The following is a 21025-nucleotide window of genomic DNA, read 5'->3' on the forward strand; positions in this document are numbered from 1 at the left end:
CGTCCAGCCCGTCCAGCCCGTCCAGCCCGTCCAGCCCGTCCAGCCCGTCCAGCCCGTCCAGCCCGTCCAGCCCGTCCAGCCCGTCCAGCCCGTCCAGCAAGATCGTCACCGGTCGGCGGCGTCGCGGCGACGTCCCAGTAGGTCACCGCGTCGCGGCTCGGTTCCGCCCCCGGGGTGGGAGTCACCAGAGTGATCAGGACTTCCTGGGCGTCGATGACCAGATGACACACCAGGTCCCGTACGAACCGGCCGGCGCAGCCGGACGGCTTCGCGAAGTCCTCGTCCGAAAGCCCGGCGACCACCGTGCGCAAGGCCGTCCAGGAACACGAGAAGAGATCCACGCCGGCAACGTGGTCCGGTGCCGCAGAGGCGGACGAACACATCGGCACGGCCGGTTCCGGCGGCACCGTTCACCCATCGGCATTCCAGGTCCAGTGACACCGGATTGGCCTTGGCACGCGGCTCCGCACCGTACATAGGGTCGCGCCATGAGGATTCGCATCGTCGACACGTTCACCGACCGCCCCTTCACCGGCAACCCGGCGGGAGTCCTGATCCTGGATTCCGGCACCTTTCCCGACGACGACCGGCTCCAGCGGATCGCCACGGAACTGAATCTCTCCGAGACCGCCTTCGCCCACCCGCTGCCGCCGGGCGGCGAGGCCGACTGGGCACTTCGCTGGTTCACCCCGACCACGGAGGTCGACATGTGCGGTCACGCCACCCTCGCCACCGCGCACATCCTGCACACCACCGGGACGGCGAACGGCACGATGCGCTTCGCGGCGCGGTGCGGGATCCTCACCGCGACCGCCCGCCCGGACGGCTCCATCACCCTCGACTTCCCCACCTCCCCGCTGACACCGGAGGCCACCCCGGCCGGGCTGGCCGCCGCCCTGGGCGCGGACCCGCTCTCCGTGCACGACACCGGCCCGCACATCGGCGACCTGGTCGTCGAGCTGTCCGACGAGGCGACCGTACGAGGACTGATCCCCGATCTCGTCGCCCTGGCCGAGGTCTCCCGGCGGGGCGTCGTCGCCACGGCCTCGGCGGAAGACCCCTCCCGCGGCTACGACTTCGTCTCCCGCGGCTTCTTCCCGCGCGTGGGTATCGACGAGGACCCGGTGACCGGCAGCGCCCACACCGCGCTGGCACCTTTCTGGTCGGCCCGTCTCGGCCGGGACGAGCTGACCGGACTTCAGGCTTCCGCCCGTTCCGGCCTGGTCCGGACCTCGCTGCGCGGCGACCGGACCCTGCTGACCGGCGACGCGGTGACGGTCATCGACGGCGAACTGCTCACGACGCTCTGAGCCGGCGCGCGGGGGGCCGTACAGGGCTGCTCACCCTCACGGTGTGGGCAGCCAGCCCACCTTCCCCGCCAGCAGGGCGTATCCGACGAACGCCCCGATGTCCAGCAGCGCATGAGCCGCGACCAGCGGCCCGACCCGCCCCCAGCGCCGGTACAGCAGCACGAAGACGACGCCCATCACCATGTTGCCGATGAAGCCGCCGATCCCCTGATACAGGTGGTACGAACCGCGCAGCACCGAACTGGCGGCCAGGGCGGCCATCGGAGTCCACCCCAACTGACCCAGTCTGCGCAGCAGATATCCGACGACGATCACTTCCTCCACGACCGAGTTCTGGATCGCGGACAGGATCAGGACCGGGAACTTCCACCACACGTCGGGCAGCGACTCCGGAACCACGGTCAGGTTGAATCCTGCTGCCCTGGCCACCAGATAGAAGGCGAGACCGGCGCTTCCGATGCCCGCCGCGACCAAGGTGCCGCGCCCCAGGTCCGGCCATGGCCTGGTGCGGTCGAAACCGATGGACCTCAGGCCCGCGCCTTCCCTCAGCAGCAGATGCGCGACCAGGGCGACCGGCACCAGGGCGGTCGCGATACCGAAGAGTTGCCAGGCGAGATCCAGCCATGGACGCCCCGGGGCGTACGAACCGTTGAGCGTCGCGGCCTGTTCCTTCAAACCCCCTGGTTTCGTCAGTGATCCGACAAAACTGATCAGGGCAGACACCCCGCTGGCACCCAGGGAGAGAGCCAGCACGAGGACCGTTTCGGACCGAAGAATCCGTCGCGGAACAGCCTCCTGAGGGAAAGAATCAGCCATAAGCCCCGCCTCCACCTGTACACCTGCCTTCAGTTGTGCATTCGTGTCCCATCCCGCTCCCCGTCCGGCTAGGGTCTCGAATGCAGGTACGAAGATCATGCGCGACAGGCCGGGGGACAACCACCATTGCCGATGGTGTGGTCCCCCTTTTCCTTGTACATCCTCAAGGAGGGGCACCACCGACATGGGACGTCACAGCTTGCCCGACGAGTACGCCGGAGACGGAAGCGGGGACGGATCACCGCCACGACGCCGGCGCACCGTCGTCATCGCGACCATGCTCGTACTCGCGGTGGCGGCGGGAACGGCCGTCGCGGCACAGGGCGGCCTGCTGTCGTTCTCGAAGAGCTGCGAGGACTCGGCCGTACATCTGTCCATGATGGCATCGCCGGACATCGCACCCTCCATTCGCGCCGTCGCCGACAAGGCACGCAAGGACGAGGTGCGTTCCGACGGCCGCTGCCTGTACGTGACCGTGGTCGCCCGCGACTCCTACAAGGTCGCCGACGCCCTCTCCAGCGACGCCCGCACCCCGGACTTCCAGGTCTGGCTGCCCGACTCCGACCTCTGGGTCGACCGGGCCAAGGGCTCCGGTGACGGCGTCCCGATCACACCGGGCGACTCCGTGGCGTCCTCCCCCGTGACCCTGGCCATGGTTCCGTCCGCGGCCAAGAGCCTCGGCTGGCCGAAGAAGAAGTACTCCTGGGCGGAGCTGACTGCCGCGGCCATGGAGTCGGACAAGGTCCGCCTCGGTGCGGCCGACCCGGCCCGCAGTGCCACCGGCCTGCTGGCGCTCGCCGGCATCGGCGCATCCTCCGAGAAGCAGGGCGGCGACAGCGACACCAGGGTCGCGGCGACCGCCAAGCTGCTCGCACAGCGCATGTCGGACGGTGACACCCAGGTGCTGGAAACACTGGCGCAGAGCGATTCGGGCGCCGAGCAGGGCAATCCGGAGCGCAATCAGGCGGTGCTCCTGTCCGAGCAGGCCGCGTTCGCCCACAACGCGGAGGCGACCGGTGGCGGAAAGCTCGACCTCTTCTACCCCAAGGACGGCACCCCGCTCCTCAACTACCCGTACACCCTGGTCGACGAGAACCGGATGAGCACGTCCGAGAGCCGGGCGGCGCTGCGGTTCATGACCCTGCTGAACGAACCCGGTGCTCAGGACCTCCTGGCGAAGAAGGGTTTCCGGGACGTCGACGGCACGGCCGCGGAGTCGGTGGTCGCACCGGCGGGTGGCAGGAAGCCCCAGCCGTACGCCACCGCGGCCGCCGCCCCACCGACCGCCGAGGCGCTCCAGCAGACGCTCGGCATGTGGACGATCACGGTGCAGAGCGCGCGGCTGACCACGGTCGTCGACGCGTCCGGGTCCATGGCCACGATCGTCCCGGGGCGCAACCAGTCCCGGATGGACGTCACCAAGGCGTCCCTGATCCAGGCCCTCAACCAGTTCACACCGAACGACGAGATCGGGCTCTGGGAGTTCGCCACCACACTCGACGGCGACAAGGACTACCGCAAACTGGTGCCGGCCACACGGCTGGGCGACCCGGCGAAGGGCGGCGGCACCCACCGGGAGAAGCTGGCAGCGGCCTTCGCGGCACTGAAGCCCGTGCCGGGCGGGGCGACCGGTCTGTACGACACCATGCTGGCTGCCTACAAGGACGCCCAGGCGACCTATGTGAAGGGCAAGTTCAACGCGGTCGTGATCCTCACCGACGGATCGAACCAGGACAGTCGCTCCATCTCCCGCAGCGCCCTGATCGCGGAACTGAAGCGGATCGCCGACCCGGAGCGCCCGGTGCCGCTGCTCGCCATCGCGGTCGGCCCCGAGGCGGACCGCGAGGAGGTGAACGAGATAGCGAAGGTGACCGGCGGTGGCGGTTACCAGGTGATCGACCCGGCCGAGATCCAGACGGTGATCCTGCAGGCCATCATGACGGCCGGCCAGAGCAGTCACACCACCCAGGAATAGCCCGGGCGAGCGCCGGCGTCACGGCTTCGGGACACCGGCCGGCCAGCTGTGCACGGGCTCCCCGCTGTGCATCAGTTCGGCGTACCACCGGGTGGTCGCGGCCAGCGCCGCGTGCCTGTCCATCCCGGCCTCCCGTGCCCGGTGGTAGGTGTCCGCCTGCCAGGACGCCCCGTTCACCCGGCGCCTGCAGCGCTCCTCGATGACCCCGAGGTAACGGTCGCGGTCCGCGGGCTCGATGTTCCAGGCATCGAGCCCCGCGGCGGCCAGCGGCAGCAGTTCGTCCCGTACGAGCTTCACGGCCGGCACCCGGGTCAGCCCGCCCGCACGGCCGGGACGCGGCCAGGTCAGCTCCGCGTCGATGCCCAGACGGCACGCGGTGTCGAAGTTCTCCTCCGCCGCGGCGAACGGCAGCCTGGTCCACACCGGACGGGGCTCCTCGGCGAGCGCCCGCACGAGTCCGTAGTACAGCGCCGCATTGGCGATCAGATCGGTGACGGTGGGCCCGGCGGGCAGGACCCGGTTCTCCACCCGCAGATGGGGTACGCCGTCCATCAGGCCGTACACCGGCCGGTTCCAGCGGTAGACCGTGCCGTTGTGGAGCACCAGTTCCTGCAGCCGTGGCACCCCTCCCTCGTCGAGGACCCGCAGCGGCTCCTCCTCGTCACAGATCGGGAGCAGCGGCGGGAAGTAGCGCAGGTTCTCCTCGAAGAGTTCGTACGCCGAGCCGATCCACCGCTCTCCGAACCAGGTCCTGGGCCGCACGCCCTGGTTCCGGAGTTCGGGCGGCCGGGTGTCGGTGGCCTGCTGGAAGAGCGGCGGGCGCGATTCCCGCCAGAGCTCCTTGCCGAACAGGAAGGGCGAGTTGGCCCCGAGTGCGATCTGGACACCGGCGACGGCCTGGGCCGCGTTCCACACGGCCGCGAATCGAGCCGGCGTCACCTGCAGATGGAGCTGGACCGAGGTGCAGGCGGCCTCGGGGGTGATCGAGGCGGAAGTGGAGACCAGTCGTTCCACGCCTTGGATATCGAGGGAGAAATCCTCGCCCCGCGCGGCCACCATTTGATCGTTCAGCAGTGTGTAGCGGTCCACGTCCGAGAGGTTCGCCAGGACGAGGTCCTCGTGGCGCAGCGTGGGCAGAATACCGATCATCATGATCCCGGCATCGACCTCGCCCGCCTTCCGGTGGGCATATCCGAGCCCGGCCCTGAGCTCCTCGGCCAGCTGATCGAAAACGCGCCCTCCCAGACGGTGCGGGACTATGTTCACTTCCAAATTGAACATCCCGAGTTCGGTCTGGAAATCACGGCTCGCGATGCGCGGGAGGACCTCCGCATTCATCATCCTCGGCATGCCGTCGGCACCCGCGAGATTCAGCTCGATCTCCACGCCCATGAGGTTGCGCGGCCGGTCGAACCTCCGCTCCACGAGAAGTCTCTCCAGCCCCTCCAGGCACTGGTGGAGCTTCTTCCTGTACCCCTGCCGATCGGACAGGTCAAAGGCGCCCGCCACGACCTTCTCCCCCATCGGAGCGTCCCTCCCTCAGGTGGGCGGCCCACGGCCCAGACCGCTCGCGTCACGATCGATAATGCCCAGGCGAGGTGATCCATAACGCCCACAAGAACCCGGCGGGGCCAGTAATCTGAGAGAGAAGCCCGGGGCACATTCCATGGGCATGACGCGGCCCGCGGTTTCCCCGGCAGGCACCGGTGAAAACGTCGACGCGTTTCGGCCGTCCGCGCCCGGGGAAAAATCCCTGGCGGTGGCTGCGCCGCTGACACAGAATCAGTAGATTCTCCGCATAATAAAGTCTTGATACCGCCTTGTCGGCAATGCCTGCGACGGCTAGTGGAATCACCGCGTGAACACGTGTCGTATAAACTCCGCGGACGAGGCAGAGAGTTGACGCACCGGCCCAGTCACCGGCCTCCTCTGGCCCCGCATGCCGACAGCGCCGTCTGCACCCGCCCACGCACCACCGTGTCTCCGAAGTGAGAGGCGACCCACTATGCCGCTGCATGTTCCCCCGGCTCCCGTGCCCGCTCTGCGCAGCGTTCTCACGGCACTCGGTTCACCCACCGCGGTCCGTGAAGCCCGCACACCCGCACTCAGGTCCGCCCAGGAGCCACTGAGTCCCGAACTCCCGCTCCCCGTCCACGTACTGGAGCGGATCGGTCCGAACGGACTCGCTCCCGCCACCCGGCTCGCCGGGTGGCGGTTCCTGATCCGCACCCCGGAACAGGCCGTCGCCGCGGCGGACACCATGCTCACCCCGGACGGCTGGGCCTTCTCGCACTTCTTCGAGGGCCCGTACATCGCCTCGACCGAACTCGCCCTGCGCCAGGCCGAGACGGTGACAGCGCCCTACCAGCCGCGGCTGCTGTCCATCCCGGAGCTCTACATGCTGGCGTTGTGGCTGCACGGCGACATCGAGGCCGACGCCTCCGGCGGGGCGCTGGCCCCCGCCGACCTTCTGGTTCCGCTGGCTCCCGCCCCACCGGGTATCGCGGCACACCGCCCGCACCGGGTCGCCGATCTGCTCCGCGTGATGACGCTGCGCATCACCCCCGGCCCCGGCCCCCTGCTCGGATCACCGGCCTGAGACCCGGACCCCGCACCTGTCCTGTGCCCCGCCGCCGTACCCGGTCGCGGGGCACAGTGCTGGGGGCGCACTCCGTACCCGTCCGGACTAGCCCGTACCGACCACCCCGAACCACCCGAAGGGACAGTGCAATTACGGTGAACCGTCCGCGCGGGTGACGCGTCCTCCGGGTAAGGAGAAGTGCTGCTGCGAAATCCCTGCGGATTGACGCCCGTGGGGCAACACTGGGACCGGACCGATCGATACGGGGGGCGGCCATGAACACCTCATCCAGCCGCAGGACATTCACTACAACGCAGCGAAAGAACCCAGCCATGTGCCAGCACCAGCCACCATGCCCGACCGCCGACTCAGCCGACCGGGAGGCCGCCCGCCTGACGGCACACCACCCGGAACAGGGCTGGAGCCTGCTGTGCAACGGAGTCCTGCTCTTCGAGGACACCGGTGAGCTGCTCCCGGACGGTCAGATCATCGCTCCGCACCGGCCCCTGGGGACCGACCGGGTGATGAGGGCCGCCTGACCGCGGCCGGTACGAGCTGGGGCCGGCCCGGAGAATTGTCCGAACCGGCCCCGACGCATGTCCGCGTCACACGGTCATGCTCATCGCTCAGTTGTCGTACTCGTCCAGCGGCGGGCAGGAGCAGACGAGGTTGCGGTCGCCGAAGGCGCCGTCGATCCGGCGCACCGGCGGCCAGTACTTGTCGGCGGCCGAGACTCCGGCCGGGAAGACCGCCTCCTCGCGGCTGTACTCGTGCTTCCACTCCCCGCCCAGCATCGCCGCGGTGTGCGGAGCGTTGTGCAGCGGGTTGTCGTCCGCGCTCCACTCGCCGGAGGCCACCTTCTCGACCTCGCCCCGAATGGCGATCATCGTGTCGCAGAACCGGTCGAGCTCCGCGAGGTTCTCGCTCTCGGTCGGCTCGATCATCAGCGTCCCGGCGACCGGGAACGACATGGTCGGCGAGTGGAAGCCGTAGTCGATCAGCCGCTTGGCGATGTCGTCGACGCTGACGCCGGTCGCCTTGGAGATGGGCCGCAGGTCCACGATGCACTCGTGCGCGACCAGACCGGCCGGGCCGTTGTACAGGATCGGGTAGTGCGGTTCCAGACGCTTGGCGATGTAGTTCGCCGCGAGGACAGCGACCTGCGTCGCGCGCTTCAGTCCCTCCCCGCCCATCAGGCGCACGTACGCCCAGGAGATGGGAAGGATACCGGCCGAGCCCCACGGTGCGGCCGAGATCGGTCCGACGCCGGTCTCGGGGCCCGCGGAGGGCTGGAGCGGGTGGTTCGGCAGGTAGGGCGCGAGGTGCGCACGCACCCCGACCGGACCGACGCCGGGGCCGCCGCCGCCGTGCGGGATGCAGAAGGTCTTGTGCAGGTTCAGGTGCGAGACGTCGCCGCCGAACCGGCCCGGCCTGGCGAGGCCCACCAGCGCGTTGAGGTTGGCACCGTCGACGTACACCTGACCGCCGGCGTCGTGCACCTCGGCACAGATGTCGGCGACGTGCTCCTCGAACACTCCGTGCGTCGAAGGGTACGTGATCATGAGCACGGCGAGCTCGTCGCGGTGCTTCTCGATCTTGGCGCGGAGGTCCTCTATGTCGACCTCGCCGTCGTCGGCGGTCTTGACCACGACGACCTTCATGCCCGCCATCACGGCGCTGGCCGCGTTGGTGCCGTGCGCGGAGGACGGGATGAGGCAGATGGTGCGCTGCTCGTCACCGTTGGCCCGGTGGTACGCCCGTACGGCCAGCAGGCCCGCGAACTCGCCCTGCGAGCCCGCGTTCGGCTGGATGGAGACCGCGTCGTACCCGGTGATCTCGGCGAGGCGCTCCTCCAGCTCGCGGATGAGAGTGAGGAAGCCCTCCGCCTGCTCGGCCGGGGCGAAGGGGTGCAGCGCGCCGAACTCGGGCCAGGTGATCGACTCCATCTCGGTGGTCGCGTTCAGCTTCATGGTGCAGGAGCCGAGCGGGATCATGCCGCGGTCCAGTGCGTAGTCCCGGTCGGCGAGCCTGCGCAGGTAGCGCAGCATCGCGGTCTCGGAGCGGTGCTGGTGGAAGACCGGGTGGGTGAGGATCTCGTCGGAGCGCAGCAGGCCCTCGGGCAGCGCCTCGGCGACGGTGGCGTCCAGCCCCTCGATGTCCCCGTCGGCGCCGAAGGCGGCCCAGACGGCGGCGATCTGCGTACGCGTGGTGGTCTCGTCGCAGGCGATGGAGATCAGGTCGGCGTCGACGAGCCGCAGGTTGACCCCGCGCTCGCGGGCGTCGGCGACGACGCCGGCGGCCTTGCCCGGGACGCGCACGGTGAGGGTGTCGAAGTGGGCGCCGGTCACGACGTCGATGCCGGAGGCGCGCAGGCCCTCGGCCAGGATCGTCGCGTAGCGGTGGGTGCGCCCGGCGATCGTCCGCAGCCCGTCCGGGCCGTGGTAGACCGCGTACATGCCGGCCATGACCGCGAGCAGCACCTGGGCGGTGCAGATGTTGCTGGTGGCCTTCTCGCGGCGGATGTGCTGCTCGCGGGTCTGCAGGGCCAGCCGGTAGGCCTTGTTGCCGTCCGCGTCGACGGAGACACCGACGAGGCGGCCCGGAAGGCTGCGGGCGAACTTCTCGCGTACGGCCATGAACCCGGCGTGCGGTCCGCCGAAGCCCATCGGCACACCGAAGCGCTGGGTGGTGCCGACCGCGATGTCCGCGCCCAGGTCACCGGGCGAGGCGAGCAGGGTCAGGGCCAGCAGGTCCGCGGCGACCGTGACGATCGCGCCCAGCTCATGGGCCTGCTCGATGACGGGCGCGATGTTCCGCACTTCCCCGGACGCACCCGGGTACTGCACCAGGACGCCGAAGACACCACGCTCGGCGATCTCCGCCGGGATGCCGTCGGACAGGTCGGCGACGACGACCTCGACACCGGTCGGCTCGGCGCGGGTCTCGATGACCGCGATCGTCTGCGGCAGGGCGTCGGCATCGATCAGGAAGACGCCGCCCTTCACCTTGCCGACGCGCCGCGAGAGCGCCATGGCCTCGGCGGCCGCGGTGCCCTCGTCCAGCAGGGAGGCGCCGGAGGTGGGCAGCCCGGTCAGCTCGGCGACCATCGTCTGGAAGTTGAGCAGCGCCTCCAGTCGGCCCTGCGAGATCTCCGGCTGGTACGGCGTGTAGGCCGTGTACCAGGCGGGGTTCTCCATGACGTTGCGAAGGATCACCGGCGGGGTGAAGGCGCCGTAGTAGCCGAGCCCGATCATCGGGGCCAGCACCTGGTTGCGGTCCGCGAGCGCGCGCAGCTCGGCCAGCACCTCGGCCTCGGTACGGGCGGCCGGCAGTCCGAGTGCCTCCGTGCTCTTGATGACATCGGGCACCGCGGCCGCGGTCAGCTCGTCCAGCGAGCCGTAACCGAGCTGGGCGAGCATCTTCGACTGCGCCTCGGCATCGGGGCCGATATGGCGCTGCTCGAACGGAATGCCCTGCTCCAGCTGGGAGAGCGGGGTGCGACGGGGGGTCATGGTGGAGGCCTCCTGGTCTGTCACGACCTGCGAGGGGCACCACGGCGCGGGTGCCCGAACGGCCTCCCCCTCTGTCATCTCGACCTGAGAGCTTCACCGGCGCGCCCTGCGGCGTACCGGCTTTCACCGTCGGTGAGGAAGGGACTCGCACCGGCACTCGGCCGCACGTGACCCGCCCTGCTTTCCAGAGTGACCTCGTCCGTGCGGTACGGGGGCCTGAGAGATTCCGGGGAGGATTTGCTCCTTCGGCGCCTTCGGATCAGCTCCGGAGGACTCTCCCGCACGGGGTCAGCGGCCATCACCAGCCTACCAGCGGGGGTCATGGCTGATTTCTCGAGTGGCCAACCACTCCGATCTGCCCTTTTGTAGTGCTTGTGGAGTAGCCGCGACCAGTGGGAGGGACCGTGCAGACCGACATCGATCCGCGCAGCCTGATCGGCCGCAAGGCGTTCGACCGCAAGGGCACCAAGATCGGGACCGTGGACGAGGTGTATCTCGACGACGCGACCGGAGTGCCCGAGTGGGCTGCCGTACGTACCGGACTCTTCAGCCGGGACGCGTTCGTCCCGCTGGAACCCAGCGAATTCGTGGAGGATTCGCTCCGCATCCCCTTCGACCGCGCGCTGATCAGGGACGCGCCCGATTTCGGCGTCGGCCGCCATCTCTCACCGGAACAAGAGCTCCAGCTCTACCGGCACTACGGTCTGGACTCCCTGTCCGGGCCGGCCGGCCCGGACAGGGACTTCGGCAGACTGGCCGGCCAGGACGAGTAGTCCACCGGGTCCTGCACCAGGGGCAGCGGGTCGGCGGTCCGGAGCTCCGGGTCGTCGATCCGGAACGTACGCACCCGTCCGGGCGCCGACTCGGGCTCCTCGAACCGCACCGTCACCCGGCCGACGCCGCTGCCCTGCACCCAGCCATGGCCGTATGTGTCATGGCGTACGTCGTGCCCGGCGGGCCAGCGCCGGTCAGCACGCTGTCCGGGGGTCTCCCGGTCCTCCGCTCCGGAATCGTCCGGTGGCCCGGCCGTGTCGTCCCCGGCCGGTGCCGCGGCTTCGGCCGCTTCCTCGGTCGCGGCCTGCTCACCGGCGGCCTGGGCGAAAAGATCCTCCTGCGTGTAGTCGGCGAGCCCCGTCACACCCACTCCCAGGAGCCGGACGCCTCCGGTGGTGTCCACGGCCTCCAGGAGGCGTGCGGCGGCCTCACGGACCACCGTGTGGTCGTCCGTGGGTCCACGGAGCGTCTCGGACCTCGTGAGCGTCGAGAAGTCGTACCGGCGCACCTTCAGCACCACCGTCCGACCGGACCGCCCCGCGCCCCGCAGCCGCTGGACGCACCGGTCGGCCAGTCGCTCGACCTCCGTCCGGATCCGCACCCGGTCGTGCAGATCGGCGTCGAAGGTGTCCTCGACCGACACCGACTTCGCGTCCCGCTCCGCGACCACCGGCCGGTCGTCGTACCCGAACGCCATCCGGTGGAGCGAGCTGCCGTGCGCCTTCCCCAGCAGGCGTACGAGCTCGTCCTCACCCGCCTCGACCAAGTCGTCGACCGTGGTCATCCCGGCACGGCGCAGATGGTCCGCCGTCGCCGGCCCGACACCGGGCAGGATCCGCACCGGCATGGGCGCGAGCAGGGCCCGTTCCGTACCCGGCTCGATGAGCAGCAGACCGTTCGGCTTCGCCTCCTCCGAAGCGATCTTGGCCAGCATCTTGGAACCGGCGAGTCCGACCGAGCCGGTGAGCCCGGTGACCGCTCGGATGGCCGTACGCAGCTGCTCACCGATCTCCAGTGCCGAAGCCGCGTCATCGGCCGTCCCACCGGCCTCCAGGTCGACGAAGGCCTCGTCCAGGCTGAGCGGCTCCACCAGCGGGGAGAGCCGCCCCAGGAGCGCCATCACCTGGTCGCTCACCGATCGGTAGAGCTGGAAGCGGGGCACCAGATACGCCGCGTTGGGTGCGAGCCGCCGGGCCTGCGCCATGGGCATCGCCGAATGCACCCCGAAGCGTCGCGCCTCGTACGACGCGGTGGCGACGACTCCGCGCGGCCCCAGCCCGCCCACCACGACCGGCTTGCCGCGCAGGCTCGGCTTCGCCGCCTGCTCCGCAGAGGCGTAGAAGGCATCCATGTCCAGATGCAGGATGGTGGGCGCGGCTCTCACATCAATCGATGCTGCCCTACGGCACTGACAATCACCGCGCCCCGGGGCCCGTGCGGCGGACCGGGGTCAGCCCGCGCGGTTGCGCCGCCGCGCGAGCTCATCGGTGGGGTTGTTCCCGATGAGGGTCTCGCCGGTGTCCACCCGCTCGCCGTGCAGCTGCGAGAGGGCGACGTCGACGTCCTGCCACACCACGCCCACCGCGATGCCGAAGACCCCCTGACCACCCTGGAGCAGGCTGACGACCTCGTCGGGCGAGGAGCACTCGTAGACCGTCGCCCCGTCGCTCATCAGCGTCATCCGCTCCAGGTCCTGGAATCCCCGGGCCCGCAGGTGCTGGACCGTGGTGCGGATGTTCTGAAGCGCCACGCCCGTGTCCAGGAAGCGCTTCACGATCTTCAGAAGAACGACGTCCCGGAAGCTGTAGAGCCGCTGCGTGCCGGACCCGTACGCGGGACGCACGCTCGGTTCCACCAGCCCCGTGCGCGCCCAGTAGTCGAGCTGCCGGTAGGTGATCCCGGCAGCCGCACAGGCGGTCGGCCCCCGGTAGCCGATGTCGTTGGCCGATGCCACTCCGCCCCCCGCCACCGCCGCCGGTTGAACCGGTTGCATGATGGTGTGGTCGGCTGTACTCCCCTGCTGCGGATACGGCCCACCCGCTGCCGTACCGTCGCCGCTGCTTCTCACGCCGACCTCCGTCCTTGACCTGCCATCTCGAAGGTAGGCAGTCACTCGGGGTGCGTCAACGATCGCCACACTCGGCACGCCGAGTGATAATCACCCTGAGGGTGGTTTCCCGTGCCTCATGAGCGGGAAAGGCTTGCCGAATGCGCTGACGGCGACCTCGAAGAACGGTCACTGACTGTTGGTACCGAAATCCTCCGGCGAGATCTGATCGAGGAACTCGCGGAACTTCTCCACCTCATCCTCCTGCTCGTCCGGGATGGCGATGCCTGCATCGTCGAGCACCCCGTCACTGCCGTAGATCGGCGTTCCGGTGCGCAGCGCGAGCGCTATGGCGTCGGAGGGCCGCGCGCTCACCTCGACTCCGCTGGCAAAGACCAGCTCCGCGTAGAAGACCCCTTCCCGGAGGTCCGTGATGCGGACCTCCGTGAGCTCCTGGCCTACGGCCTCGAGCACGTCCTTGAAGAGGTCATGGGTCAGCGGCCTGGCGGGAGCCATGCCCTGCTGGGCGAAGGCGATCGCAGTCGCCTCACCAGGACCGATCCAAATGGGGAGGTACCGGTCGCCTCCCACTTCACGCAGGAGCACGATCGGTTGGTTGGAGGGCATTTCCACCCGGACACCCACAACGTCGAGCTCGTTCACACAGCAACCCTAGGACGTGCCCGGCAGGTTTGGGTAGTCGGGCACCGACGTGATCAGTGGAGCCGGATGTGCAGAGCGCTCTGTACAAGGGCCGAATGAAGCCTCACGGACAGCTCCGCGAGCTCTTTCGCAGTGGCCTCCGCATGCGCTCTGGTCTGCGGATTCCGGTGCCGGCGCAGGGGCGCGACCACCTGCTCGATGAGCCCGACCTCGCGATCCGCGGCCGCGCGCATGGCACGCAGGTGACGCGGTTCCAGACCGAACCTGCCCAGATCCGCCACAAGCCTGGCAACGGTCACCATCTCGGCGTCGTAGCCGCCATCGGCGGTCGGAGCGACCAGGCCGTAAGACTCCCACTCGTCGAGGTCGCTCTCGGTGGCCTCGGCAGCAGCCAGCAGCTCGGCACGGCCGATCCGGGCCGCGGTGGTCCGTCCGGACTCCGCGGCCCAGCTGCCGTCGGCCAGGTCCCGCGGGCCGCCCCCGGACGGCAGGGCGGCCTGTTCACCACGGGCGAGGGCGTCCAGATGCTCCCGGATGACCTTCAGCGGGAGGTAGTGGTCCCGCTGCATGCGCAGCACCTGGGCCAGCCGCTCCACATCGGCACCACGGAACTTCCGGTAGCCGGAAGGGGTCCGCTGAGGCTCGACGAGTCCCTCGGCCTCCAGGAATCGAATCTTGGAGATCGTGACCTCGGGGAACTCGTCCCGCAGCCGCAGAAGCACCGTGCCGATGCTCATCGGGCGGTCGTCGGCGGTGGCGGTGCCGGCCACGGCACCGCCCGTCGGTGTTCTCAGCATGGACCTTCCCTGACGGGTCAGATACCGCGCTGGCTCGCGTAGAAGACCAGCCGGTACTTGCCGATCTGCACTTCGTCGCCGTTGGACAGGGCGACGGAGTCGATGCGCTCCCGGTTGACGTAGGTGCCGTTCAGGCTGCCCACGTCCCCGACCGTGAAGCTGCCGTCGGTCCCCCTGCGAAACTCCACGTGCCGCCGCGACACCGTCACGTCGTCCAGGAAGATGTCGCTCTGCGGGTGACGGCCGGCCGTGGTCAGCTCACCGTCCAGCAGGAAGCGGCTGCCGGAGTTCGGGCCCCGGCGCACCACCAGGAGCGCGGAGCCGAGCGGAAGGGCGTCGACGGCGGCCTGGGCCTCGGGCGAGAGCGACGGAAGAGCCGTCTGCCCGGTGGCCTCCGCCTCGTAGGCCTCAAGACCGGAGATGGAGATGGTGGAGGTCGTCTCCGAGGCACGCTCGGGTACCCCGCCCCTGAGCGGCGCACCGCAGTTGGAGCAGAAACGACTGGCCTCGGCGTTGCGATGGCCGCACCTCGTACAGACCGGCATGGACGAACCCTCCTGCCTGGGGGCGAACTCTCCACCCGAACTCGAGGTCGACGATTCTCCGAAACCTATGCGGCCGGGACCGGCAGGGTCAACAGACGACGCGCCGGAAGCTCCCGAATTGTCACTGCCCGTACCCGACACCTGATCCCGGAAGAGCGGGCGCTCCGTGGCCTGCTCGTCTCCCTGGCCATGGCGCGGTGCGCGATGGCGGGCAGCCTCGTCGCGAGCGCTCTTGCCGAACAACTTCCCAAACAACTTCACGGGCGCTTCCCCTTGACCGAAATAGACCCGCCCGTGGGGCAGGACGAACCCTGAATGAACACACCTGCCGACCCGGACATCTTCACAACGTCCGTATCCACTCGACAGTTTCCACCACGCGCCACCAATACGATGCGGCGACCCCCCGCAACCTCGGACGCGTGTCCTTCGCCCCGTTCGCGCCGCGGCTTCACGGGGACGACGACCGAGCGTAGTCAGGCTGCTTCGCCGGTCGCAAGGCGTCCACGACGATGTCGTCGACCTGCTCGACCTGCACGGTGGCCTGCTCCTTCTCCAGCGTCTGGACCACACCGCCCGGAATGTTCAGCGCCGGCTCCAGATCCTGGGGCTTGCCGATCACCTTGAAGACGTACGGCGCGCTGATCTTACGGTCGTCAACCCTGACATTGCCGCCGTCGCCCGCGAAGTACGTGTTGGCCACCACACGCACTCCGTTCACCTCGATGGCCTCGGCACCCGCCGCGCGCAGCTCCTGGAGTGCGTCGAGCAGCATGTCCGCCTTCACCCCGTCCCCGGGGTCGTTGACGGTGAGCGTGATCCCGGGGCCGTGTGCCGCCACGGTGCCCGCGAGCACCCCGAGTTGCCGCTCCTTCTCCACCGTCTGCTTACGCGCCTCCTCGGCCTGGTCGGAGCTGTTCTCCAGCTCCGTGCGCTGGGCGGCCAGCCGCTGCTTCTCGTCCTCCAGACGCTGTGTCCGGTCGTCCAGCTCGTCGAGGATCCGGACCAGGTCCTCCTGCCGGGCACCTCGCAGCGCGCTGTTGTCACTGTTGGACCGCACCTGAATGGCCAGGCCGAGACCGAGGACGAACAGCAGGAGCGCGACGACGAGTTGGGCCCGTGTCACACGCGGGGGCCACAGCCCGGCGATCAGCCGCTGACGTCCGGTGAGTTCCTTGGCGGAGCCGGGCGTCTGCTCGTCGGCATGCTCAGGCTCGCCGGGAAGTTCTTGGTTGCTCATCGGCGTCAGGCCCGGAAGACGTGCCGACGGATGGCCGCGGCGTTGGAGAAGATGCGGATCCCGAGCACGACCACCACACCGGTGGACAGCTGCGCTCCGACGCCCAGCTTGTCGCCCAGGAACACGATGAGTGCGGCCACCACGACGTTCGAGAGGAACGACACGACGAACACCTTGTCGACAAAGATCCCGTCGAGCATGGCCCGCAGACCACCGAAGACTGCGTCGAGGGCGGCCACGACGGCGATCGGGAGATACGGCTCGACCACGGCCGGCACCTCGGGCCGGACCAACAGTCCGACCACGACTCCCACGACGAGGCCCAGTACGGCGATCACGATGTGCCCTTCCCTGTGTCTGCCGCACCACTGCCGGTGTCTGCGGCCTGATAAGGCTCTGCTGTACGTACGATCAGGCTCGGCGCGACCGGGAGGCTCACCTTCTGCTGCACGGACATGCTCGTCCGGATGTCGAAGGTGTCCTTGAGCGCCTGCAGATACTGACCGTCGGCACTGTCCTGGAACGCGGTGCCGAGTTGCTTCCCGTTCCCCACCGCCAGCACCGTGTACGGCGGCACGAGCGGTCTGTTGTCGACCAGTATGGCGTCGCCCGCCGCGCGGATCGCCGACAGGGCCGTCAGCCGCTGCCCGTTGATCGCGATCGCCTCCGCGCCGGACTGCCACAGCCCGTTGACGACCCGCTGGAGGTCCCGGTCGCGGACCCTCCCGGTGTCGGCGAATCCGCTGGTCTCCCGGGGACCGCCACCCCCCTGGTCGGTGTTCTTGGCATCGTCGACCACGAGTTTCACCCCGGGCCCCTCGACCGGGGTCGCCCCGGCGAGCAGCGCCACCCGCTCCCCCTGGTCCCCGCCGTGCTTCTCCAACGCCTTGCGCTGGCGCCGGCCCACGTCGTCCCGGAGTTTGTCCACCTGGGACTCAAGGGTGTCGGCCGCCGACGTCTCGTCGTCGATGCGATCGATCAGCTCCTGGCGCTCCTTGGCGAGAACGGGCGCGGAGACGCGTGCCTGCGCGGCGCCGAGCGTGACCACGAGGGCGGCCAGCACCAGACATGCGGCGAGGCCGAGCTTCGACTTGAGCGTACGGGGCAGGCCCGCGCTCCCGTCGGCCTTGCGACGCGCCGACGCCTCGGCGTATCCGTCGTCCAGGCTGTGGTCCATCACATTGGTCAGCAGCGACATGGAAGCGTCGGGACGCGCTGGCGGCGAGGCGGTACTCCGATCGGGGGGCTGCTGCGACATGCCGCACATCGTCGCACGTCGCCGCCGCTACCGCCGAATGGCCCCACCGGTGTGCCCGCAGGCGCCCACGGACGTCTGCGGGCACACCGGAAGAACCCTTACTGACCTGCGCTGTCCACAACCGCCGCCCATTCGTCCAGCAGCGCCTGTGCGGAGGCGTCGTCCGGTCCTTCGGCCCACAGATGGGTGACCGCCTCGGCCCGGTCCGGCAGCACCATCACCCACCGCCCGTCGGACTCGACCACCCGAACACCGTCCGTCGTGTCGACGTTGCGGTCACCGGCGGCCTCCACGACCCGGCGCATGACCAGTCCCTTGACGGCCCAGGGGGTGGCGAGGTCACGGCGCAGGACATGGGCACGGGGGATGCGGGCGTCGATCTGGCTGAGGGTGAGCTGGGTCCTGGCCACCAGTCCGAGAAGCCGCACGAATGCGGCCGATCCGTCGAAGACACTGCTGAATTCGGGAACGATGAAGCCCCCGCGCCCGTCTCCACCGAAGATGGTGCCTTCCTCGCGTCCCACGCGCGTCAGATCGTCGGGCGATGTCGTCGTCCATTCGACCTGCGTGCCGTGGTACGCCGCGACCTGCTCGGCGACCCGTGTCGTGGTGACCGGCAACGCCACCCGCCCGCTGCGCCGCTCGGCTGCCACGAGATCGAGCATCACGAGGAGCGCCCGGTCGTCCTCTACGATCCGGCCCCTCTCGTCGACCAGGGAGAGCCGCTCACCGACCGGGTCGAACCGGACGCCGAAAGCCGCCCGTGCCGACGAGACGATCTCGCCCAGCCGTACCAGTCCGGAGCGCCGGGTCTCGGCGGTCTCGGTGGGGCGCGATTCGTCGAGGCCGGGATTGATGGTCAATGAGTCGACGCCGAGCCGCCCCAGCAGGCTGGGCAGTACGAGCCCGGCGCTCCCGTTGGAGGCGTCGACGACCACCTTGAGACCCGCGTCGGCGATCCCCACGGTGTCCACGTTCCGCAGCAGCGATCCGGTGTACGAGTCGAAGACGCTGGACGGGAAGTGCAGATCCCCGATCTCGCCCGGGAAGGCGCGGCGGTATTCCTGACGTGCGTAGACCCGGTCCAGCTTCCGCTGCCGCGCCTGCGACAGGTCGGCTCCCCGCTCGTCGAAGAACATGATGTCGACCGAGTCGGGCACGCCCGGGGACGTACGGATCATGATCCCGCCGTCACTGCCCCGTGCGGTCTGCTGGCGTGCGACGGGCAGAGGTACGTTCTCCAGGTCCCGGACGTCGATGGCGCTGGCCTGGAGGGCCGAGATCACCGCTCGCTTCAGGGCACGGGCACCACGGGAGTGGTCACGTGCGGTGGTGACCGTCGAGCCCTTCTTCAGAGTCGTGGCGTAGGCGCCGGCCAGCCGGACCGCCAGTTCCGGGGTGATCTCGACGTTCAGGATCCCTGACACGCCCCGGGCACCGAAGAGATGAGCCTGTCCGCGCGATTCCCAGATCACCGAGGTGTTGACGAAGGCGCCGGCCTCGATGGTCTTGAACGGGTAGACGCGGACATTGCCCTGAATGATCGACTCCTCGCCGATCAGGCATTCGTCCCCGATGACCGCGCCGTCCTCGATACGGGCGGCCCGCATGACATCGGTATTCTTGCCGATCACACAGCCGCGGAGATTGCTGTGCTGACCGATGTAGACGTTGTCGTGCACCACGGCCTTGTGCAGGAACGCACCGCTCTTGACGACGACGTTCGACCCGATGACGGTGTGCTCGCGAAGCTCCGCACCGGCTTCGACTTTTGCGTAGTCCCCGATGTAGAGCGGTCCGCGCAGCACTGCGTCGGGATGCACTTCCGCGCCTTCGGCGACCCATACGCCTGGCGAGATCTCGAAGCCGTCGATGTCGACATCGACCTTGCGTTCAAGAACGTCGGCCTGCGCCTTCACATAGCTTTCGTGGGTGCCGACGTCCTCCCAGTACCCCTCGGCGATGTAGCCGTAGATGGGCTTGCCTTCCTTCATGAGCTGAGGAAAGACATCGCCAGACCAGTCCACCGAGACATCGGCTTCGACATAGTCGAATACCTCGGGCTCCATGACATAGATTCCGGTGTTCACGGTGTCCGAGAAGACCTGACCCCAGGTGGGCTTCTCCAGGAAACGCTCGACCTGGCCGCCCTCGTCCACGATGGTGATGCCGAATTCCAGCGGGTTCGGTACGCGGGTCAGGCATACGGTGACCAGACCGCCTTTTTCCTTGTGGAAGGCGATGAGATCGGTGAGATCGAAGTCGGTGAGTGCATCACCGGAAATGACGAGGAAGGTGTCGTCCTTCAGCGCTTCCTCGGCATTCTTCACGCTTCCCGCGGTGCCGAGCGGCTTCTCCTCGTTGGCGTAGCTGAGCTCCATCCCGAGCTCTTCGCCGTCCCCGAAGTAATTCTTGACCAGCGAGGCGAGAAACTGGACCGTTACGACGGTCTCGTTCAGCCCGTGCCGCTTGAGCAGCCGAAGCACATGCTCCATGATCGGCCGATTGGCGACGGGCAGAAGCGGCTTGGGCATGCTTGAGGTCATGGGACGAAGGCGAGTGCCTTCGCCGCCAGCCATCACGACGGCCTTCATGTCGGAAACGTCCTCCTTGAAGAGACGACGGTCTGGCCGACTTCGCCCGTCGGGGCACCATCCGGGTCATCCGCGGCGGGCCGGCCACACTGCGCGGCACCGCGTCAACGAGCTCAATCGGCTGCTACATCCGCCTTGACGAGCCGGCGGACCTGAACCACGTAGAGGATCCCTGCCCACCAGTAGAGCGTTGTACCCCAACCTGCGAACGCCCATCCGAAAATAGCGGCCAGCGATGCAAGCCAACCACTTCCGTCGCTGAGCAGCAACAAGGGGAACGCGTACATCAGGTTGAACGTGGCCGCCTTACCCAGGAAGTTCACCTGGGGCGGCGGATAGCCGTGACGCCGCAGGATTCCGACCATCACGAGAAGCATCAGCTCACGGGCGAGGAGCGCAGCGGTGAGCCACAACGGCAGGATCTCCCGCCAGGTCAGGCCGACCAGGGTCGAAAGGATGTAGAGGCGATCCGCAGCAGGGTCCAGGAGCCGGCCGAGGCTGCTGATCTGGTTCCACCGACGGGCGAGCTTTCCGTCGAGGTAGTCGCTGATGCCGCTGAGCATCAACACCAACAAGGCCCAACCGTCGCTCTGGGGACCGCCGAACACGGGGCGAAGAATCAGCCACAGGAAGAGCGGAACCCCTACAAGGCGAGCCATGCTGAGGATGTTGGGGATGGTGAGTACCCGGTCCGTCTGAACCCGAGTCTCCTGGACCTCCACCCGGGGGCCTCCTGTGAAGAACGTGCCAATGATGCCCCCTGACCTTACCCTCAGCCACTGCTGTCGGTTGCACAGGGGGGACGGGAAGCATCCCGTGAACGCAGAAAAGCCCCGTGCCACAAGGGCACGGGGCTTTCCCGTAAAAGGAGTTCGGCGGCGTCCTACTCTCCCACAGGGTCCCCCCTGCAGTA

Annotated in this window: 19 protein-coding genes and 1 riboswitch; of the genes, 5 read left to right on the forward strand and 14 right to left on the reverse strand. The window is 68.7% G+C overall.

The window, feature by feature from the left end:
- Positions 1-341, reverse strand: a 341-nt coding sequence (locus tag AB0D53_RS36590; protein WP_362453693.1) for a maleylpyruvate isomerase N-terminal domain-containing protein, incomplete at its 3' end; no start/stop codon positions are given.
- Positions 342-488: 147 nt separating this feature from the next.
- Between AB0D53_RS36590 and AB0D53_RS36595 the strand changes: the two genes are divergently transcribed.
- Positions 489-1310: a PhzF family phenazine biosynthesis protein gene (locus tag AB0D53_RS36595; RefSeq protein WP_362453679.1), complete on the forward strand. Its 822-nt coding sequence runs from the start codon at positions 489-491 to the stop codon at positions 1308-1310.
- A gap of 36 nt (positions 1311-1346) precedes the next feature.
- On the opposite strand, the gene AB0D53_RS36600 is transcribed toward AB0D53_RS36595, so the two are convergent.
- A complete protein-coding gene (locus AB0D53_RS36600) occupies positions 1347-2126 on the reverse strand; it encodes a CPBP family intramembrane glutamic endopeptidase (RefSeq protein ID WP_362453680.1) in 780 nt (259 codons plus the stop codon).
- A 184-nt stretch (positions 2127-2310) separates the two neighbouring features.
- Between AB0D53_RS36600 and AB0D53_RS36605 the strand changes: the two genes are divergently transcribed.
- On the forward strand, positions 2311-4101 hold the full coding sequence (locus AB0D53_RS36605) for a substrate-binding domain-containing protein (protein WP_362453681.1): 1791 nt from the start codon (positions 2311-2313) through the stop codon (positions 4099-4101).
- 18 nt (positions 4102-4119) lie between these two features.
- On the opposite strand, the gene AB0D53_RS36610 is transcribed toward AB0D53_RS36605, so the two are convergent.
- Positions 4120-5625 carry a glutamate-cysteine ligase family protein gene (locus AB0D53_RS36610; protein WP_362453682.1) on the reverse strand — a complete coding sequence of 502 codons (1506 nt, stop codon included), beginning with the start codon at positions 5623-5625 and terminating at the stop codon, positions 4120-4122.
- A gap of 481 nt (positions 5626-6106) precedes the next feature.
- On the opposite strand from AB0D53_RS36610, the gene AB0D53_RS36615 reads away from it, so the two are divergent.
- Positions 6107-6700, forward strand: a complete 594-nt coding sequence (locus AB0D53_RS36615; RefSeq protein ID WP_362453683.1) for a hypothetical protein — start codon at positions 6107-6109, stop codon at positions 6698-6700.
- Positions 6701-7014: 314 nt separating this feature from the next.
- Positions 7015-7221: a DUF5999 family protein gene (locus AB0D53_RS36620; RefSeq protein ID WP_311203086.1), complete on the forward strand. Its 207-nt coding sequence runs from the start codon at positions 7015-7017 to the stop codon at positions 7219-7221.
- 87 nt (positions 7222-7308) lie between these two features.
- On the opposite strand, the gene gcvP is transcribed toward AB0D53_RS36620, so the two are convergent.
- Positions 7309-10194 carry an aminomethyl-transferring glycine dehydrogenase gene (gene gcvP, locus AB0D53_RS36625; RefSeq protein WP_362453684.1) on the reverse strand — a complete coding sequence of 962 codons (2886 nt, stop codon included), beginning with the start codon at positions 10192-10194 and terminating at the stop codon, positions 7309-7311.
- 194 nt (positions 10195-10388) lie between these two features.
- A riboswitch (glycine riboswitch) is annotated at positions 10389-10485 on the reverse strand.
- A 113-nt stretch (positions 10486-10598) separates the two neighbouring features.
- Here gcvP and AB0D53_RS36630 point away from each other — a divergent pair.
- Positions 10599-10967 carry a PRC-barrel domain-containing protein gene (locus AB0D53_RS36630; protein WP_362453685.1) on the forward strand — a complete coding sequence of 123 codons (369 nt, stop codon included), beginning with the start codon at positions 10599-10601 and terminating at the stop codon, positions 10965-10967.
- Here AB0D53_RS36630 and AB0D53_RS36635 read toward each other — a convergent pair.
- From AB0D53_RS36635 to AB0D53_RS36680, 10 genes are all read right to left on the reverse strand, one after another.
- Positions 10892-12352, reverse strand: coding sequence for a DNA polymerase IV (locus AB0D53_RS36635; RefSeq protein WP_362453686.1), 1461 nt, complete (start codon positions 12350-12352; stop codon positions 10892-10894). The genes AB0D53_RS36630 and AB0D53_RS36635 overlap by 76 nt on opposite strands.
- 66 nt (positions 12353-12418) lie before the next feature.
- Positions 12419-13036 (reverse strand): MerR family transcriptional regulator, encoded by a 618-nt coding sequence (locus AB0D53_RS36640; RefSeq protein ID WP_329814647.1) that lies wholly within the window; start codon positions 13034-13036, stop codon positions 12419-12421.
- Between the two features lie 168 nt (positions 13037-13204).
- Complete coding sequence (locus AB0D53_RS36645; RefSeq protein WP_006123076.1) at positions 13205-13678, reverse strand: bifunctional nuclease family protein; 474 nt, start codon at positions 13676-13678, stop codon at positions 13205-13207.
- A 53-nt stretch (positions 13679-13731) separates the two neighbouring features.
- Complete coding sequence (locus AB0D53_RS36650; RefSeq protein WP_362453687.1) at positions 13732-14475, reverse strand: MerR family transcriptional regulator; 744 nt, start codon at positions 14473-14475, stop codon at positions 13732-13734.
- Positions 14476-14492: 17 nt separating this feature from the next.
- Entirely contained in the window at positions 14493-15281 is a 789-nt protein-coding gene (locus tag AB0D53_RS36655) for an FHA domain-containing protein (protein WP_362453688.1), read from the reverse strand.
- A 190-nt stretch (positions 15282-15471) separates the two neighbouring features.
- Positions 15472-16260 carry a DUF881 domain-containing protein gene (locus AB0D53_RS36660; protein WP_362453689.1) on the reverse strand — a complete coding sequence of 263 codons (789 nt, stop codon included), beginning with the start codon at positions 16258-16260 and terminating at the stop codon, positions 15472-15474.
- Between the two features lie 5 nt (positions 16261-16265).
- Entirely contained in the window at positions 16266-16598 is a 333-nt protein-coding gene (locus AB0D53_RS36665) for a small basic family protein (protein ID WP_003970459.1), read from the reverse strand.
- On the reverse strand, positions 16595-17518 hold the full coding sequence (locus AB0D53_RS36670) for a DUF881 domain-containing protein (protein ID WP_329814643.1): 924 nt from the start codon (positions 17516-17518) through the stop codon (positions 16595-16597). The genes AB0D53_RS36665 and AB0D53_RS36670 overlap by 4 nt, the downstream gene beginning before the upstream one ends.
- A gap of 98 nt (positions 17519-17616) precedes the next feature.
- Complete coding sequence (locus AB0D53_RS36675; protein ID WP_362453690.1) at positions 17617-20112, reverse strand: mannose-1-phosphate guanyltransferase; 2496 nt, start codon at positions 20110-20112, stop codon at positions 17617-17619.
- A 113-nt stretch (positions 20113-20225) separates the two neighbouring features.
- Positions 20226-20834 (reverse strand): CDP-alcohol phosphatidyltransferase family protein, encoded by a 609-nt coding sequence (locus AB0D53_RS36680; RefSeq protein ID WP_362453691.1) that lies wholly within the window; start codon positions 20832-20834, stop codon positions 20226-20228.
- Positions 20835-21025 lie beyond the last annotated feature (191 nt).

Origin of the sequence: Streptomyces sp. NPDC048295 (assembly GCF_040652135.1) — a bacterium.
Lineage (GTDB): Bacteria > Actinomycetota > Actinomycetes > Streptomycetales > Streptomycetaceae > Streptomyces.

Coding starts and splice junctions, on each gene's coding strand:
- AB0D53_RS36595 (WP_362453679.1), top strand. CDS start 489: ATGAGGATTCGCATCGTCGACACGTTCACCGACCGCCCCTTCACCGGC.
- AB0D53_RS36600 (WP_362453680.1), bottom strand. CDS start 2,126: ATGGCTGATTCTTTCCCTCAGGAGGCTGTTCCGCGACGGATTCTTCGG.
- AB0D53_RS36605 (WP_362453681.1), top strand. CDS start 2,311: ATGGGACGTCACAGCTTGCCCGACGAGTACGCCGGAGACGGAAGCGGG.
- AB0D53_RS36610 (WP_362453682.1), bottom strand. CDS start 5,625: ATGGGGGAGAAGGTCGTGGCGGGCGCCTTTGACCTGTCCGATCGGCAG.
- AB0D53_RS36615 (WP_362453683.1), top strand. CDS start 6,107: ATGCCGCTGCATGTTCCCCCGGCTCCCGTGCCCGCTCTGCGCAGCGTT.
- AB0D53_RS36620 (WP_311203086.1), top strand. CDS start 7,015: ATGTGCCAGCACCAGCCACCATGCCCGACCGCCGACTCAGCCGACCGG.
- gcvP (WP_362453684.1), bottom strand. CDS start 10,194: ATGACCCCCCGTCGCACCCCGCTCTCCCAGCTGGAGCAGGGCATTCCG.
- AB0D53_RS36650 (WP_362453687.1), bottom strand. CDS start 14,475: ATGCTGAGAACACCGACGGGCGGTGCCGTGGCCGGCACCGCCACCGCC.
- AB0D53_RS36660 (WP_362453689.1), bottom strand. CDS start 16,260: ATGAGCAACCAAGAACTTCCCGGCGAGCCTGAGCATGCCGACGAGCAG.
- AB0D53_RS36670 (WP_329814643.1), bottom strand. CDS start 17,518: ATGTCGCAGCAGCCCCCCGATCGGAGTACCGCCTCGCCGCCAGCGCGT.
- AB0D53_RS36675 (WP_362453690.1), bottom strand. CDS start 20,112: ATGAAGGCCGTCGTGATGGCTGGCGGCGAAGGCACTCGCCTTCGTCCC.